General features: G+C 75.5%; 13 protein-coding genes and 1 pseudogene. 5 read left to right on the forward strand and 9 right to left on the reverse strand.

The window, feature by feature from the left end; translation table 11 throughout:
* Positions 1 to 171: 171 nt before the first annotated feature.
* The 3 genes and pseudogenes from ACWEO5_RS10565 to ACWEO5_RS10575 all read left to right on the forward strand — a co-directional run bounded on the left by ACWEO5_RS10565 (position 172) and on the right by ACWEO5_RS10575 (position 3,512).
* Positions 172 to 777 (forward strand): TetR/AcrR family transcriptional regulator, encoded by a 606-nt coding sequence (locus tag ACWEO5_RS10565; RefSeq protein WP_452162050.1) that lies wholly within the window; start codon positions 172 to 174, stop codon positions 775 to 777.
* 179 nt (positions 778 to 956) lie between these two features.
* Positions 957 to 2,396, forward strand: a pseudogene (locus ACWEO5_RS10570) (aldehyde dehydrogenase); the annotation flags it as partial.
* A gap of 93 nt (positions 2,397 to 2,489) precedes the next feature.
* Positions 2,490 to 3,512, forward strand: a complete 1,023-nt coding sequence (locus ACWEO5_RS10575; protein ID WP_452162088.1) for an alcohol dehydrogenase catalytic domain-containing protein — start codon at positions 2,490 to 2,492, stop codon at positions 3,510 to 3,512.
* 68 nt (positions 3,513 to 3,580) lie between these two features.
* Here ACWEO5_RS10575 and ACWEO5_RS10580 read toward each other — a convergent pair whose 3' ends face one another.
* Together ACWEO5_RS10580 and ACWEO5_RS10585 are read right to left on the reverse strand one after the other, a co-directional pair.
* A complete protein-coding gene (locus tag ACWEO5_RS10580; protein ID WP_452162051.1) occupies positions 3,581 to 4,198 on the reverse strand; it encodes a TetR/AcrR family transcriptional regulator in 618 nt (205 codons plus the stop codon).
* A 191-nt stretch (positions 4,199 to 4,389) separates the two neighbouring features.
* The gene (locus tag ACWEO5_RS10585) at positions 4,390 to 6,327 is read right to left on the reverse strand and encodes an alkyl/aryl-sulfatase (protein ID WP_452162052.1); all 1,938 of its coding nucleotides are present in this window, start codon (positions 6,325 to 6,327) and stop codon (positions 4,390 to 4,392) included.
* 175 nt (positions 6,328 to 6,502) lie between these two features.
* Between ACWEO5_RS10585 and ACWEO5_RS10590 the strand changes: the two genes are divergently transcribed.
* The gene (locus ACWEO5_RS10590; RefSeq protein ID WP_452162053.1) at positions 6,503 to 7,126 is read left to right on the forward strand and encodes a PaaI family thioesterase; all 624 of its coding nucleotides are present in this window, start codon (positions 6,503 to 6,505) and stop codon (positions 7,124 to 7,126) included.
* Here ACWEO5_RS10590 and ACWEO5_RS10595 read toward each other — a convergent pair.
* Together ACWEO5_RS10595 and ACWEO5_RS10600 are read right to left on the reverse strand one after the other, a co-directional pair.
* Entirely contained in the window at positions 7,080 to 8,693 is a 1,614-nt protein-coding gene (locus tag ACWEO5_RS10595) for a sodium:solute symporter family transporter (RefSeq protein WP_452162054.1), read from the reverse strand. The genes ACWEO5_RS10590 and ACWEO5_RS10595 overlap by 47 nt on opposite strands.
* The gene (locus ACWEO5_RS10600; protein ID WP_452162055.1) at positions 8,690 to 9,010 is read right to left on the reverse strand and encodes a hypothetical protein; all 321 of its coding nucleotides are present in this window, start codon (positions 9,008 to 9,010) and stop codon (positions 8,690 to 8,692) included. The genes ACWEO5_RS10595 and ACWEO5_RS10600 overlap by 4 nt, the downstream gene beginning before the upstream one ends.
* Positions 9,011 to 9,601: 591 nt before the next feature.
* On the opposite strand from ACWEO5_RS10600, the gene ACWEO5_RS10605 reads away from it, so the two are divergent.
* Positions 9,602 to 10,765 carry a PucR family transcriptional regulator gene (locus ACWEO5_RS10605; protein ID WP_452162056.1) on the forward strand — a complete coding sequence of 388 codons (1,164 nt, stop codon included), beginning with the start codon at positions 9,602 to 9,604 and terminating at the stop codon, positions 10,763 to 10,765.
* Between the two features lie 136 nt (positions 10,766 to 10,901).
* On the opposite strand, the gene ACWEO5_RS10610 is transcribed toward ACWEO5_RS10605, so the two are convergent.
* The 5 genes from ACWEO5_RS10610 to ACWEO5_RS10630 are packed head-to-tail and all read right to left on the reverse strand — an operon-like array spanning position 10,902 to position 16,065.
* Positions 10,902 to 12,164: an ABC transporter substrate-binding protein gene (locus ACWEO5_RS10610; RefSeq protein ID WP_452162057.1), complete on the reverse strand. Its 1,263-nt coding sequence runs from the start codon at positions 12,162 to 12,164 to the stop codon at positions 10,902 to 10,904.
* A complete protein-coding gene (locus ACWEO5_RS10615) occupies positions 12,161 to 13,363 on the reverse strand; it encodes a branched-chain amino acid ABC transporter permease (protein WP_452162058.1) in 1,203 nt (400 codons plus the stop codon). Before ACWEO5_RS10615 ends, ACWEO5_RS10610 begins: the two co-directional genes overlap by 4 nt.
* Positions 13,356 to 14,246 (reverse strand): branched-chain amino acid ABC transporter permease, encoded by an 891-nt coding sequence (locus tag ACWEO5_RS10620; protein WP_452162059.1) that lies wholly within the window; start codon positions 14,244 to 14,246, stop codon positions 13,356 to 13,358. Before ACWEO5_RS10620 ends, ACWEO5_RS10615 begins: the two co-directional genes overlap by 8 nt.
* Positions 14,243 to 15,199, reverse strand: a complete 957-nt coding sequence (locus ACWEO5_RS10625; RefSeq protein ID WP_452162060.1) for an ATP-binding cassette domain-containing protein — start codon at positions 15,197 to 15,199, stop codon at positions 14,243 to 14,245. Before ACWEO5_RS10625 ends, ACWEO5_RS10620 begins: the two co-directional genes overlap by 4 nt.
* On the reverse strand, positions 15,196 to 16,065 hold the full coding sequence (locus ACWEO5_RS10630; RefSeq protein ID WP_452162061.1) for an ABC transporter ATP-binding protein: 870 nt from the start codon (positions 16,063 to 16,065) through the stop codon (positions 15,196 to 15,198). Before ACWEO5_RS10630 ends, ACWEO5_RS10625 begins: the two co-directional genes overlap by 4 nt.
* Between the last annotated feature and the right edge of the window lie 217 nt (positions 16,066 to 16,282).

Below are 16,282 nucleotides of genomic sequence, written 5' to 3' on the forward strand. Positions count from 1 at the left end.
CAGCCAAACGACCATTCGAACGATCGTTAAACTAGAGCGGCGGTGCCGCCCTGTCCACCCCCGTGTGGCGCAGGCCACCCCGGCGGCCGCCCCGTGCACGGACGGGCCCGGGACGGCGGCACCCCTATGATCGGAGGGCGAAACGCCCAGGAACCGCGAGGACGCACCCGGATGAGCTCCACCACCCAGAAGCTGATCATCGAGACGGCACGGCAGGAGTTCGCCGAGCGCGGCTACGGCGCCACCTCGATCCGGGACATCGCCCGCCGCTCCGGCATGAGCCTGTCCGCCCTGTACCACTACTACCCCGGCAAGCAGGAGCTGCTGCGGGCGATCATCGACGAGGGCATGGACGAGTACTTCCACTCCTGCGACCAGGCGCTGGAGCGGGCGGGGGACGACCCGGCCGAGCGGCTAGCCGCCCTGGTGGAGGCCACCGTCCGGTTCCGCGCCGAGCACCCCGCCAAGAGCAGCATCACCATCACCGAGCAGCGCAGCCTGGAACCGGAGCACCTGGCCGCCTACGAGGCCCGCATCGCCGGGGCCACCCAGCAGTGGGCCGGCATCATCCAGGCCGGTCTCGACCAGGGCGTCTTCACCACCCCGCACCCCGACGACGCCCGCCGCGCCGTCATCGCGATGTGCAACGCGGTCGCCCAGTGGTACCGCCCCGGCGGCGAACTCGGCGAGGACGACCTGGTGGAGCGGTACGTCAGCCTGGCCCTGACGATCGTGGAGTACCGCCCGCGCGGCGTCGTGCGGCGCCCCGCCCGCTGACCCGCCCGCACCCCTCCCGGCGGCCCGCCCCGCCCACTCCTCCGGCCCGCCCCGTCCACTCCCCCGGCCCGCCCCGGGCCGTTCCGGCCGCACCCGTTGACACGGCCGGGCGGCCGTGGTTCGGTGCACCCACTCGCCACTATCGAACGATCGATAATCACTTCCTGGAGTGGACCGCGATGGCCGACGTCATTGAGCACGACCGCTTGTTCATCGGGGGGCGCTGGGTGGCCCCCGCCGGCGGGGACACCATCACCGTGGTGTCCCCGCACACCGAGGAGGTCATCGGCCGGGTCCCGCACGCCGGCCCGGCGGACGTGGACGCGGCGGTGGCCGCCGCGCGCGCGGCCTTCGACCACGGCCCCTGGCCGCGGATGTCGGTCCACGAGCGGATCGAGGTCGTCCTGCGGATCAAGGACGGCCTGGCGGCCCGCGCGCCCCGGCTGGCCGCGCTGATCTCCGCGCAGAACGGCTCGCCCGTCACCTGGGCGGCCACCGGCCAGGTGATGAGCGCGGTCGCCACCTACGGCACCACCGCCGGGGTGGGGCGCGAGTTCCCCTTCGAGGAGTGGCGGCACGGCATGGGCGGACCGCTGCTGGTCCGCAACGAGCCGGTCGGCGTGGTCGCCGCGGTCGTGCCGTGGAACGTGCCGCAGTTCGTCACCGCGACCAAGCTGGCCCCCGCCCTGGTCAGCGGCTGCACGGTGGTGCTGAAGGCCTCGCCGGAGACCCCGCTGGACGCCTACCTGCTGGCCGAGGTCGCCGAGGCGGCCGGGCTCCCGGCGGGCGTGCTCAACGTGCTGCCCGCCGACCGGGAGACCAGCGCCTACCTGGTGGCGCACCCGGGCGTCGACAAGGTCGCCTTCACCGGCTCGGTCGCGGCCGGCAAGGCGGTGATGGCGAGCGCCGCCGACCACCTGCACCGGGTGACGCTGGAGCTCGGCGGGAAGTCCGCCGCCGTGATCCTGGCGGACGCCGACCTGGCCCAGGTCGTCCCGGCCCTGATGGCGGGCTCGTACATGAACAACGGTCAGGCGTGCATCGCGCTGACCCGCGTCCTGGTGCCGGAGAGCCGGTACGAGGAGATCGCCGCCGCGCTCACCGCCGCCGTCGCGGCGCTGAGGGTCGGCGACCCGCTCGACCCGGCCACCCAGGTCGGCCCGTTGGTCACCCGGCGCCAGCAGCAGCGCAGCCTGGAGTACGTCCGGATCGCGCTGGCCGAGGGCGCCACGCTGCTGACCGGCGGCGGCGTCCCGGCCGACCGGGCGAAGGGCTGGTACGTCGAGCCGACGCTGCTCGGCGACGTCACCAACGACATGCGGATCGCCCGCGAGGAGGTCTTCGGCCCGGTCGTCTGCCTGATCCGCTACCGGGACGAGGAGGACGCCGTCCGGATCGCCAACGACTCGGACTTCGGCCTGAGCGGCGCGGTCTGGGCCGGGGACGCCGAGCACGGGCTCGACGTCGCGCGCCGCATCCGCACCGGCACGATCAACGTCAACACGATGCGGGTCGACTTCCTCGGCCCGTTCGGCGGCTTCAAGAACTCCGGCATCGGCCGCGAGTTCGGCCTGGAGGGCCTGCGCGCCTACCTGGAGCCGAAGACCGTCTACCTGCCGCAGTCCGTGCAGGTCCCCGCCCCGAGGAGGAACACCGTGCGTGCTGCCGTGCTCCAGCAGACCGGCGACGAGGTGCTCGACGTCCGCGACGACGTGACGACCCGGCCGGTCGGCCCCGGCCTGGTCCGGATCAGGATGCGCGCCGCCAGCCTCTGCCACTCCGACGTCTCCGGGATGAACGGCACCCTCGCGCTGCCGACGCCGTTCGTGCCGGGCCACGAGGGCGCCGGCGAGATCGTCGAGACCGGGGAGGGCGTCACCCACGTCGCGCCCGGCGACCGGGTGGTGGTCTGCTGGATGCCGCCCTGCGGGACGTGCGGCTCCTGCCGGCGCGGCGAGGGCAACCTCTGCCTCAGCGGGATGGCCAACGTCACGACCCCGACCTTCAGTTCCGGCGGCAGGCCGGTCTTCGGCTTCATCGGCACCGGCACCTTCGCCGAGGAGATCGTCGTCCCCGGCAACGCCGCGGTGCCGCTGCCCGACGACGTGCCGTTCGAGGTCGGCGCGCTGATCGGCTGCGGCGTCACCACCGGCATCGGCGCCGCGCTGCACACCGCGAAGGTCGCGCCCGGCTCCAAGGTCGCGGTGATCGGCTGCGGCGGCGTCGGGATCAGCGTGGTCCAGGGCGCCCGGGTGGCGGGCGCCGCCGTCATCGTCGCCGTCGACCCGGTCGCCGGGCGCCGCGGCTGGGCGCGGGAACTGGGCGCGACGCACGCCGCCGCCCCGGAGGAGTTCGCCGCGCTGACCGCCGAACTGACCGGCGGCGAGGGCTTCGACTACGTCTTCGAGGTGGTCGGCAAGCCCGCCACCGTCCGCACCGGCTACGACGCGACCCGCCGCGGCGGGACGCTCTGCCTGGTCGGCGTCGGCGCGCGGACCGACTTCCCGCAGATCAACCTGGCCGAACTGGTCATGCACGAGAAGAAGTTGCTGCCCTCCTTCTACGGGGGCACCGACGTGCTGGAGAACTTCGCGCGGATCATCGAGCTGTGGCGGGCCGGCGAGGTCGACCTGGAGAAGATGATCACCCACCGGGTGCCGCTCGCCGACGCCAACGAGGCGGTGCGCCAGATGCGCACCGGCGAGGCGCTGCGCACCGTCCTGACCATCGACTGAGCCCGGGCCGGGCCCGTCCGCCCGCCGCCCGACCGGCCCGCACCGGGGACGCCCCTCCGGTGCGGGCCTCAGCCGCGCGCCGGCCGCCGGACCGTGCGCGGGCGGTACTCGACCACGGTGAGCGCCAGGGAGACGTACCGCTCCGCCAACTCCTCGACGGTGGACGGTCCTTCGGGCCGGTACCACTGGGCGACCGCGTTGCACATCGCGATCACCGCGCGCCGGGCGTCGTCCGGGTACGGGGTCAGGAAGATCCCCTCCGCCACGCCCTGCTCGATCACCTCCCGGAACTGCCGGGTGCCGCGCTCCTCGCTCTCCCGGTAGCGCGCGAGGTGCTCGGGCTCCAGGCTCCGGCCCTCGGTCAGCACGATGCCGCTCTTCACGGGGTGGCCCGCCCGGAACCGGACCGTCGCCGAGACCAGCGCCTCCAGCCGTTCGGCCGGGTCCTCGCCGACCGCCGCGAGCGCCGCCTCGCAGGCGCCGAAGTAGGCCGCCATCCCGTCCTCCAGGATGGCGACCAGCAGTTCCTGCTTGCCCTTGTAGTAGTAGTACAGGGCGGACAGGCTGACCCCCGCCCGCCGCGCGATGTCCCGGATCGACGTCGCCCCGTACCCCTGCTCGGCGAACTGCGCGCGGGCGGCCTCGATGATGGCCGTGTGGCCTGCGGGTGCGGGTCGGCTGGGCACGGTGCTCCGATCTGCTGGGCGGACTCCGGCCCCCGGGCGGACCGGACGTCCGTCCGGTCCGGTCCGGCAGCGCCATCGTAGGGGAGAACGCCGGACGGCCCGCGCCGGCGCCTCCCGTGGGGGACGCGCGGACGCGGGCCGTGGCCGGGCGGTCGCCGGGCAGCCGCCGGGCAGCCGCCGCCGGGCCTCCGCTACGGGAGGGCGAGCCGGAAGCCGGGGCGGGGCGCCTGGAGCAGACCGAGGAGGGTGCCCAACGCCTCGGCGTCGCCGTCGAGTTCGGCGCGGCCCGCGGCGGCCTCGGCGGCGAACGTGGTGCGCCGGCCGAGGACGGCGGCCAGGACGGCGAGCGCGGTGCGCACGGTGAGCTGCGGCCGCTCACCGCCCGGGGCGCCGCCGCGCATCGGGGTCAGCACGCCGTTGGCGAGCAGCAGCGTCCAGACGTCCGTCCCGCCGTCCGCCTCCGCCGCGAACTCCCAGCGCAGCAGCAGCCGGTGGGCGGCGGCGCGGGGGCCGTCCACCCGCACCGCGAGCGCCTTGAAGAGCTGGTCGGCGGGCAGGCCCCAGGCGATGCCGCCGCCCGAGCCGGAGCCGCTGCCCGGCGCCCCGCGGTCGGAGGGGTCGCGCAGGTCGCGGGCGCCGCAGAGGTAGAAGTTGCGCCAGGTGCCGTTCTCGCAGCCGTGGGCGAGCCTCTCGAAGGTCTCGGCCTGCAGTTCGCGGGCCGTGCGGTTCTCCGGGTCGGCGAACACCACGTGGTTGAGCACCTCGGCCGCGAAACGCAGGTCGCCCGCGTCGATCGTCCGGCGGGCCTTCTCCAGCACGGCCGCGGCGCCGCCCATGAACTCCACGTACCGTTCGGCGGCCGCGACCGGCGGGTGCGGCCACAGGTGGGCCGGGTTGCCGTCGAACCAGCCCATGTACCGCTGGTAGACGGCCTTGGTGTTGTGGCTGAGCGAGCCGTAGTAGCCGCGCGCGTGCCAGGCCCGGGCCAGCTGCGGCGGGAACTCGGCGAGTTCCTCGGCGATCTCGGCGCCGGTGAGCCCCTGGTTCATCAGCCGGACGGTCTGGTCGTGCAGGTAGGCGTAGGCGTCGCGCTGCTCGGAGAGCACGGTCAGCAGTTCCGCCCGGCCCCAGGTCGGCCAGTGGTGGGAGCCGATCAGGACGTCCGCGCGGTCCGCGTACCGGGTGATGGTCTCGGTCAGGTACCCGGCCCAGGCCTGCGCGTCGCGGACCAGCGCGCCGCGCAGGGTCAGCACGTTGTGCAGGGTGTGGTTGGCGTTCTCGGCGACCAGCAGGACGCCGTGGTCGGGCAGCAGGAAGTTCATCTCGGCGGGCGCCTCGGTGCCGGGGGTGAGCTGGAACTCCAGCCGGACGCCGCCGAGTTCGAGGACCTGCCCGGTCGCGGTGACCAGGTCGGTGGGCGGGATCAGCCCGACCTTCCCGCTGGAGGTGCCCTGGCCGAGGCCGAAGCCGATCGCACCGTCCGGGGCGGCGGGCAGGCCCACGCCGTACATGTACTGGGCGCGGCGCAGCATCGCGGGCCCGGCCACCACGTTCTCGCTGACGGCCTCCTCCATGAAGCCGACCGGGGCCACGATCCGCACCCGCCCGCCGGCCGCGTCGGCGTCGGGGACGATGCCGCGCACCCCGCCGAAGTGGTCGGTGTGGCTGTGCGAGTAGACCACCGCGGCGACCGGGAGGTCCCCCCGGTTGCGGCGGTACAGCGCGAGGCCGGCGGCGGCGCACTCCTCGCTGATCAGCGGGTCGACGACGACCAGGCCCTCGGCGCCCTCGATGATCGTCATGTTGGAGACGTCCAGGCCGCGGACCTGGTAGACGCCCTCGACCACCTCGAACAGGCCGTGCAGGGAGTTCAGCCGCCCCTGCCGCCACAGGCTGGGGTCGGCGGTCGCGGGGCACTCCTCGGCGAGGAAGGCCCAGCGCTCGCCGTCCCACACCACCCGCCCCTCGGCGTTCCGGACCACGCACGGATCCAGCGCGTCGAGCCGGCCCCGGGAGGCGTTGGCGAAGTCGGTGGGGTCGTCCCAGTCGAGCCCGGCGGCGGGAGCGGGTGCGGGTGCGGACGCGGGCTCGGGTGCGGGTGCGGACGCGGGCTCGGGTGCTGCGGTCATGGTGCCTCGATTCGTGGTGCGGTACGGGCGGGTGCAGGACGAACGGGTGCAGGACGAACGGGTGCAGGGCGAACGGGTGCGGTGATCGGCAGGGCGCCCAGGGCGCGCAGGGCAGCGGGGCGGTGGGCGGGGCCGGTCCAGATCCAGGCCCACTTAGCGAACGTTCCATCACCGCTTGCCGCCGCACGAAACCATGACCATCCAGCCCTGTCAATCACTGCGGCAGCGCGGGATCAGCCCGAGCCGAAGGTTCTTTTTCGAACGATCGTTAAGATACGCTTGGCTTTCCGTAGCGCCGCAGCCGTTCCGACCTGAGGAGATCGCCATCACCACCATCCCCTGGGGCGTCGGCTCCGGTCTCGACCGGGTCCGGCGGCTCGCCGAGGACCTGCCCGCCTCCGACTACCTCCCGCACACCCACCTCGGCCTGGCCATCGACCGCGCCGAAAAGGGGCACGTGGAGCTGCGCTGGACGCCCGGCGACGCGGTCCTCAACCGGGCCGGCATCGTCCACGGCGGGTACATCGCGACCGCCCTGGACGAGGCCTGCGGCCTGGCCGCCGCCAGCGCCAGCGAACCCGCGACGCCGTTCCTGACCATGAGCCTGAACGTCGACTACCTCCGCCCGGTGCTGGCCGGCGACGTCTACGCCGTCACCGGGGCGGTGCTCCAGGCCACCCGCACCCGCACGCTGGTCCGGGCCACCGTCACCGACTCCCTGGGCCGCCTGTGCTGCCAGGCCTCGGGCGCCCTCACCCCGAACCGCAGGCTGCTCGCCGCCGCGGCCGCGAACACCTGACCCCGCGTCCGCCCGAGGGCCCGCGTCCGCCGGAGGGCCCGCGTCCGCCGGAGAACCGGCAGCCCGCCCAGCCCAGCAGGAAGCCGGCCGGCACCGACAGCAGCCCCGGGTACACCAGCGGGGACCAGGCGAAGTCCCGGCCCGGGAAGAGCGCGAGCGGGCCCCCCGACACCGTCGGCGACAGCGCCTGCAGCAGCACGGCGCACCCCAGCCCGCCGTACAGCGCCCACAGCGCGCCCGCCCGGCCGAAGTCCCGCCGGAAGAGCGCGTAGAGCGTCGCGGGGAGGATCGAGGAGGCCGCCGCGGTCAGCGCGAAGGTCGCCAGGAACTGCACGTTGGAGCGGTGCACGGCGAACGCCAGGCCGGTGCCGGTCAGGCCGGTGGCCGCGACGGCCCAGCGGGCGGTGCGCACCTCCCGGGCCTCGGTGAGCCGGCCCGCCCGCAGCGCGTGGGCGTGCAGGTCGTGGGCCAGCGCGGTGGCCGCGGCCAGGGTGAGGGCGGAGACCACTGCCAGGGCGGTCAGGAACACCGCGCACGCCACGGCGGTGAACAGCACCGCCCCGAACCCGCTCGCCGGGCCGCCGCCCAGCGTCCCGGTGAGCAGCAGCAGCGCGGCGTCCCCGCTCGGGGCGGCCCGCAGGATCGCCGGGCCGCCGACCATGGCGGCGGCGCCCAGCCCGAGCACGGCCGCGGTGGCGACGACCGCCCCGGCCACCGCGACCGCGATCCCGGCGCTGCGCCGGGCGGTGGCGCCGTCCGGGGCGCAGCCCAGCCGCATGGTGAGGTGCGGCATGCAGGCGCCGCCGAGGACGACCGTCAGTTGCAGGCTCAGGAAGTCCAGCCGCTCCACCGTCCCGTGCCCCCGGTAGGCCCCCGGCCGCAGGTACTCCCCCGGCCGGCCGCTGCCCCGGGCCGCCGCCGTCAGCAACTGCGCCGGGTGGCGGCCGAAGTGGGCCAGCAGGGTCACGGCGACGACGGCCAGTGCGGCGAGGAGCACGAAGACCTTGAGGACCTGGACGACGTTGGTGCCGCGCATCCCCGCGGCGACGGCGAAGCAGGTCATGACGCATCCGATCAGCACGGTGCAGGCCAGTTGCGCGCCCCGGCCGTCGGCCCCGGCGAGCTGGGCGGTCGTGTTCCCGGCCTGGACGAGCTGCACCACCAGGAAGGGCAGGGTGACGGCGAGCGTGGCCACGCCGACCGCGACCCGCGGCGCGCGTCCGGGCAGCCGGCGGGCGAGGACGTCGCCCAGGGTGAACCGGCCCGCCTCGCGCAGGGGTTGGGCGAGCAGGCAGAGCAGCCCGAGGGCCAGGACGCTGCACAGGGCGATGCTCAGCCCGTCGAATCCGGCGAGGGCGATCACCCCGGTGGTGCTCAGCAGCGTGACGGCCGAGACGTAGTCCCCGGCCAGGGCGAGCCCGCCCCGGAGCGGGGTCAGCCGGCCCTGCGCCGCGTAGAAGCCCCGCAGGTCGTCGTCGTCCGAACCGGCGAGCAGCCCGAACAGCAGCAGGACGCCGACGATGACGACGAAGGCGACCAGCACGGAGGCGTGCGCGGGGGCGGTCATCCGGCGACCGCCCCCGCGCGGCCCGCGCCGTCCGCGCCGTCCGGGGTGGCGGCGTCGAGGGCGGCGGCATCCGGGGCGGCGGCGTCGAAGGCGGTGCACCGTCTCTCGTGGTGCAGGACCGTGCCCAGCAGCACCAGCGCCTGGCCGGCCAGGAGCAGCACGCCGACCGTGACCGGGCCGAGCACCGGCGCGGCGAGCAGGTCGCCGGCGCCGTAGGCCGACAGGACCAGCAGGAGCAGGCCAGGGCCGTTGGCCAGTACGAAGGCCCGCCGGGCGCCGCCGGTCGGTGCGCCGGTCGGTGGGGGGAAGGGTGTCACGGGAGTCGTCCTCCAGCGGGGATCGGGGGTGGGAGCCGGGGATGGGAACCGGGGGCGGGGCGCCGCGCACTCCGGGGGCGCCGGTCCGCTCAGGACAGTGCTGGGCGGGTGCGGCCGTGTCCACCGGGAGGCCGCAGGACGTGGAGGGCGCCCATCCGGCGGGGGCCGCGCTGGGCGCTCGCACAGGCCGGGCTGCTCCGGGCCGAGCCGCTCCGGGCCGGGCCGAGCCGGACCGATCTGCCCCGGAGTCCCGGCCGCGGAGGTCTCGGTCCTGCGGCGGATGGGCAACGGCGTGGTGCGAGCCTTCAAACCTGTCGATCGTTCGTTTAGTATTCCGGGCGCGTCCCGGAACGGCCGCAGCACTCCGGCTCCCCCCACGACGCAGCCCGGCCGCAGGCACCGTTCGACCGCCCCCGCCGCCGGACCTGCCACAGGCCAAGGAGGATCCCCATGCCCGTACGGCACGTCGTCAGCCACGGACCCGCACCACGACCGGACGGTCCGGCGGCGGCCCCGCTCGCGGCCCCGGCCTCAGCTCCGGTCGCGGCCCCTGCCTCAGCCCCGGTCCCGGTCGCGGACACCCGGGAGGTGTTGCACTGGGCGACGGACGTCGTGCGCGGCGGGGTCGCGGACCTCGCCGCCGAGGTGATGGAGCGGCTGCGCGAGGCCGAGCCGTTCTACCGGGACAGCGCGATCGCGCCCGCGGACTCGCTGGAGGTGACGGGACGGGCGCTGCTGGCCGGCCTGGACTCCATCAAGTCGCCCGACCTGAGCAGTCGTTCGGCCCGGCTGGCCTGGCAGATCGGGGTGCGCCGGGCCCGCCAGGGCGCGCCGCTGCCCTCGCTGCTGCGCGCCTACCGGCTGGGGGGCGAGGCCCTCTGGGACCGCCTCGTGCAGGCCGCGTCCGACCGCCGGCCGCAGGACGCGTTCCTGATGGCCCGGGCGGCCGCCTCCGTCTGGGCCCTGGTCGACCGCGACTGCCAGCTGATGGCGGACGCCTACCGGGAGACCGTGGGCGAGTTGCGGACCCGGCCGGCCGAACGGGTCCGGGCGCTGCTGGACGTCCTGGTGGACGGCCGGATCGACGACCTCGGCGTGGCGGGCGCGGCGACCGAGCTCGGGGTCCCGGTGTCCGGTCGGTTCGCGGTCGCGATCGTGCGCACCCCGCTCGGCCGGCCGGCCGGGAGCGGCGGGGCCGTCCTGGCCGAGCCGCCCGGCGTCCGGCTGCTGCGGACCCCCCGCAAGCACGGCGAGGTGGTGATCGCCTTCCTCGGCGAGGCCGAACTCGGCGTCCTCACGGCCGCGTTCACCGCCGCCGGGCTCGGCCAGGTCGGCATCGGCCCGGTGGTCGACCGGCTGGCGGCCGTCGGCCGCGGCCACGAACTCGCGGCCCTCGCCCTGCGGACCTGCACCCGTGACCAGGAGGTGGCGTCCCTGGGGGCGCGGCTCCCGGCCGGTCTGGTGGTGGGCCGCCCCGACCTGGCCGGGGTCCTCCTCGACGGCGTGCTGGGCGCCGTCCTCGCGATGGACCCGGGTGACCGGGAGCCGCTGCTGGCGACGCTGGCGGCGTGGATCGAGTGCGGCGGTTCGGCCCGCGGCGCGGGCACCCGGCTCTACTGCCACCGCAACACCGTGCTCAACCGGCTGCGCCGACTGGAACAGATCACCGGCCGCTCCCTGGACCGCCCGCAGGACCTGGTGGAACTGGTCCTCGCCCTGGAGGCGTTCCGCACCGGTGCCGCCCTCCAGGGCTGACCGGCGGCGCGAACGCGGCTGCGAACGCCGGTGCGCGAGCCCGCCCTCCAGGGCTGACCGGCCGCGCGAGCACCGCTGCGAACGCCGGTGCGCGGTGCCGTCCGCGGAGGCGGGCCGCACCGCGCACCGGCGGCGGTCAGCCGTCCGCGCCGGGCTGGAAGCCGGCCAGCGCGGGGGCCTGGACCGGGCCCTCGACGACCGCGAGGCCGCCGGGCGTGCCCTTGGCGGGCTTGAGGACGAAGCTCTTGGTGCTGGAGGGCTTGGCCGGGTCGGTGAAGTCGTAGACGATCCCGAGTCCGGTGTCGAGCGAGGCGACCTCCGTCCGGGCGGCCAGGATGCCCTTGCGCGAGAGGTCCTTGTCGGCACAGGCCCGCTTGAGCACGGCGACCGTCGCGGAGCCGCCGTTGTAGCCGGCCAGCACGCCCATGTCGATGGTGGACTGCGGGAACTTGGCCCGGTAGTCCGCCACCAGCTTCTCGGTCGCGGGCAGGTCGGCGCCGATGGCCGGCGAGGGGCTGACGGTGTAGAGCAGCTTCTCCAGCGCCGGTCCGGCGGGGGTGTCCAGCAGTTGCGGGGCGTAGGAGGCCGCGTTGGCGAGGAAGGGCACCTGGGAGCCGGCGGCCGCGGAGACGCCGACCAGCGAGGCGACCTGCTTGGGCCCGGCACTGATCAGGACGGCCTTCACCCCGGCCGCCTTGAGGGCGGTGGCCTGCGCCGTCATGTCCTCGTCGGTGGGCTTGATCTTCTGCTCCACCAGCTCCAGTCCGGCTTGCTTCGCGGCGTAGCGGGATCCGGCGGCGGCGTCCTCGCCGAACTCGCCCTCGAAGTAGACGTGGCCGATCTTGTCGCCCGGCTTCAGGCCGGCCGTGCGGACCAGGAAGTCCACGCCGTTGACCATGTCCACGGAGTAGGTGGAGCCGACCAGTTGGAGGGCCGGCCGGCCGAGCAGGGTGGAGGACCAGCCCTGCGGGAAGGTCAGCAGGTTCTGCTTGGCGACGTCGTCCGTGATCGCGCTGACCACGGGCGAGCCGACCACCAGCGGGAGGGCCGCGACCTTCGGCTGGAGCTCGGTGAAGGCGGTGACGGCCTTCTGCACGTCGTAGCCGTGGTCCTTGACCTCCAGCCGGACGGTCCGCCCGCAGATGCCGCCGGCCTGGTTGACCTGGTCGAAGTAGAGCTGCTCGCCCTGGAGCGCGCTGCGGCCGAGGGCCGCGAACGGGCCGCTGAGGTCGGTCAACGCGCCCAGCGTGATCGTGCTGTCCGTGATGCCGGGGCCGGTCTTGACGCCGCCGCTGCCGGTGGTGTCCGCGCCCGCCCCCGACTTGGTGCTGCACGCGCCGGTCGCGAGCAGCACCACGGCGGTGGCGACGGCGGCGAGGGTACGGGTGGTGGTTCTCATCCGAGGGGCTCCTTGCTGGAGGTGCTGGAGGTACGGGGGGTGACGGGGGTGCGAGGGGTGGCCGGGGAGGGGGCCGGGGAGGTCGCCGGACGGCGGCGCGGCCGGGCGAGGCGCTCCCGGAGCAGTCCGGCCAGCCCGCCGGGGGCGAGCAGCAGGACGAGCAGGACGGCGGCGCCGTACAGGTAGCGCGCGGCCTCGACCGGGCCGAGCGCGGTGTCGGCCGCCGAGGGGTCGCCGACCAGCGGCAGCACGTCGGCGTAGTGCGCGAGCAGTTGCGGCAGCAGGGTGACGAGGACCGCGCCGGTGACGGCGCCCGCCACCGTGCCCAGGCCGCCGATGACGATCATGGCGAGGTAGTCGATGGACAGCGCCAGGCCGAAGTACTCGGGGACGACCCGGCGGAACAGCAGCGCCAGCAGCGCCCCGGCCGCGCCGGCGAACGTCGAGGAGACCGCGAAGGCGGCGGCCCGGTGCCGGGTCGGCGACACGCCCATCACGGCGGCGGCGACCTCGCTGTCGCGCAGCGCCCCCAGCGCCCGGCCCGGTCGGCCGCGCAGCAGGTTGCGGGCCGCCCAGCAGGCCGCGACGACCACGACGAGCGCGAAGTACCAGAGCCGTTCGAACGCGCCGAACGGGACGCCGAGCACCGACAGCCCCTCGGGCGACTCGTCCGAGAAGGACAGGCCGAGGACCTCCATCGGGGCGACCGAGCGGCCGTTGTAGCCGCCGGTCACCGAGGTGAGCTGCGCCATCGCGTACTGGCCGAGGGGGACCAGGGACAGCGTGGCGATGCCCAGGTACATGCCGCGCAGCCGGCCCGCGATCGGGCTCAGCGCCCCGCCGACGGCCCCGGCGAGGACGGCGGCGAGCCCGAAGGCGAGCAGCGGGGGCAGGCCCAGGCCGCCGAGGCGGACGGTGCCGGAGCGGCCGGGCTCCCCGGCCATCCAGGTGTAGCCGTACGCGCCGACGGCGAGGAAGAAGGCGTGCCCCATGGAGAGCTGCCCGGCCGCCCCGGTGAGGACGTTCAGGCCGATCGCGGCGACCACGGCGGCCATCGCGAACAGGCCGGTCTGGAGCCAGGACTCGGAGAGGTAGAACGGGAGGCACGCCAGCACGAGCACCAGCAGCACCGGCGCGGCCGTGCGCGGGGCGGTCGTCCGGCGCAGCAGCGTCCGGGCGCGGTGGAGGAGGTCAGACACGGGAGGTCTCCTTCGAGCCGAGCAGGCCGCGCGGGCGGACGAGCAGCACCAGGACCATGACGGCGTACGGGGCGACGCCCGCCAGGCCCTGGCCGGCCGTCCCGAGGTGCTGGTGGTAGCCGGCGACCAGGGCCTCGGTGACGCCGACGAGCATGCTGCCGAGCAGGGCGCCGCCGACCGAGTCGATGCCGCCGAGGATGGCCGCCGGCAGCGCCTTGAGGGCGACCGTGCCGGTCGCCCGGTCCAGGCCGGGGGCGGGGAAGGACGCCAGGAAGACCGCGGCGACGGTCGCCAGCACGCCGGCGACGCACCAGGCGAGCAACCGGACCCGCTGTTGCCGCACGCCCATCAGCGCGGCGGCCTCCCGGTCCTGGGTGGCGGCCCGCATCGCCAGCCCCCACCGGCTCCAGCGGAACGCCGCCAGGACCGCGCCGACCAGCACCACGGACACCGCGAGCGAGGCCAGCCGGGCGGCGGCCACCGGGAAGGGGCCCAGGTCGACGACCCGGTCGCCCCAGGGGTCGGCGAGGCCGAGGATGTCCGGGCCGAGGCGGCGGGCCAGCTCCGTGGAGAGGATCAGGTCGGCGCCGATGGTGAGGATGGTCAGGGTGTGGGCCGGCGCGTCGGGGCCCGCCGCGCGCAGCACCAGGGCCAGCAGCCCGGCCGCGGCGGCGGTGCACGCCGCGGCCGCGGCCAGCGCACCGGCGAACCCGAGGTCCGCGCGCAGGACGGCCACCAGGTAGCCGCCCAGCAGCAGGAGCGAGCCGTGGGCGAAGTTCATCGCGCCGGAGGCTTTGAAGACGACCACGAAGCCGACGGTGACCAGGGCGTAGACGGAGCCCAGGGTGAGCCCGTTGAAGAGGGTCTCGACGAAGGTGTTCACGCGCTCTCCTCCTGTTCCGCGCTGGCCTGCCCGCTGTCCTGCGCAGTGGCCTGCCCGCTGTCCTGCTCGCTGTCCTGCGCAGTGGCCTGCCCGGTGGCCGGGCCGGCGTCCTGCCCGCTGTCCTGCCCGCTGTCCGAGCCGGCGTCCGGACCGGTGGCTGTACCGGTGTCCGAGCCGGTGCCCAGGTAGGCGCGGACCACGGCGGGGTCGCGCTGGACCTCGGCCGGGGTCCCGCCCGCGATGCGCCGGCCGAAGTCCAGGACGGTGACCTCGTCGGCGATCCGCATGATCAGGCCCATGTCGTGCTCGACGACGAGCACCGAGACGCCCAGGGCCCGGCGCACCTCGGCGATGGTGTCGGCCATCGCCAGCCGCTCGGTGGCGTTCATGCCGGCCACCGGCTCGTCCAGCAGCAGGACCTTCGGCTCCGCGCACAGGGCCCGGGCCAGTTCGACCCGTTTGCGGTCGCCGTAGGACAGCAGGGCGACGGGGTGGTCGAAGTGCGCGCCGATCCCGACGAACTCGGCGATCTCCCGGGCCCGTTCGCGGTGGACGCGCTGTTCGCGCAGCGCGGCGGGCAGGCGCAGCGCCGAGGCGAGGTAGCCGGCCCGGGTGAGCAGGTGGCGGCCGAGCATCAGGTTGTCGGCGACGCTGCCGCGGGTCAGCACGATGTTCTGGAAGGTGCGGGCCATGCCCAGCGCCGCCGTCCGGTGCGGCGGCAGCGCGGTGAGTTCGTGCCCGCCGAGGCGGACCGATCCGGAGGCGGCGCGGTAGACCCCGGAGAGCACGTTGAAGCAGGTGGACTTCCCGGCGCCGTTCGGGCCGATGAGGGCGTGCACGCTGCCCGGTTCGACGGTGAAGGACGCGGCGTCCAGCGCCGTCAGCCCGGCGAAGCGGACGGTGACCCGGTCGACGACCAGGCGCGGCACGCCCGTCCCGTCCCCGGGGCTCACGCCGCCCACCTGCGCAGGGTCCGCGCCGGGGCGCCCGCGCCCGCACCCGCACCCGCCACGACCGATCGGCTCGCGTCCTCGCCCGCGCCCGCACCCTCGCCCAGGTAGAGGCGGCGGACCCGGTCGCTGGCGGCCAGTTCGGCGGACGGGCCCTGGAGGCGCAGTTCACCGACCTCCAACACGTAGGCGTGGTCGGAGAGTTCGAGCGCCATCGCGGCGTTCTGCTCGACCACCAGGATGCCGGTGCCCTGCCGGTTGATCTCCCGGACGAGTTCGGCGATCCGGGCGACCATCAGCGGCGCCAGTCCCAGCGAGGGCTCGTCCAGCAGGAGCAGCCGGGGCGAGGCCATCAGGGCCCGGCCCATGGCGAGCATCTGCTGCTCCCCGCCGGAGAGCAGGCCGGCCGCCTGCCCGCGGCGCTGCGCCAGTACCGGGAAGAGGTCGAGCACCCGTTCCTGCCGCGCCCGGCTGCGGGCCCGGGCCCGGCGACCGAGGCCGAGCGTGCCGCAGCGGAGGTTCTCCCGGACGGTCAACTTGGGGAACACGCCCCGCCCTTCGGGGACCTGCACGATTCCCGCGCGCACCGCGGCGGCGGCGTCCCGGCCGTCCAGCGGCGCGCCGTCGAAGCTGGCGCCGCCCCGGTCGACCGCCCCGCCGTGCAGGCGCAGCGTGCCGGAGACGGTCCGCAGCAGGGTGGACTTGCCGGCGCCGTTGGAACCGAGCAGGGCGACGATCCCCCGGTCGGGGACGGTGAGGGACACCCCGGTCAGGGCGCGGACGGACCGGCCGTAGCTGACGGTGAGGTCGTGGACTTCCAGTCCCGGCCGCGGCGGTGGGGGCGGGGTCGGTGGGGTCGGCGGGGCCATCGGGCGGTTCTCCTGGTTCTCCCGGCTCCGGGCCGCCTCGGGGCGCGCGCGGAGGGGCGGTGCGTGTGCGTGTGCGCGTACGTGTGCGGGGGCGCGTACGTGTGCGTGTGCGGGGGTGCGTACGTGTGCATGTACGTGTACGTGTGCGGGGGCGCGTACGTGTGCAGGGGTGGGGGCGGGCGGGTGCCCGACCGGGGTTCCGGCCGGGCACCCGGGC

The organism is Kitasatospora sp. NPDC004272, from assembly GCF_053603035.1.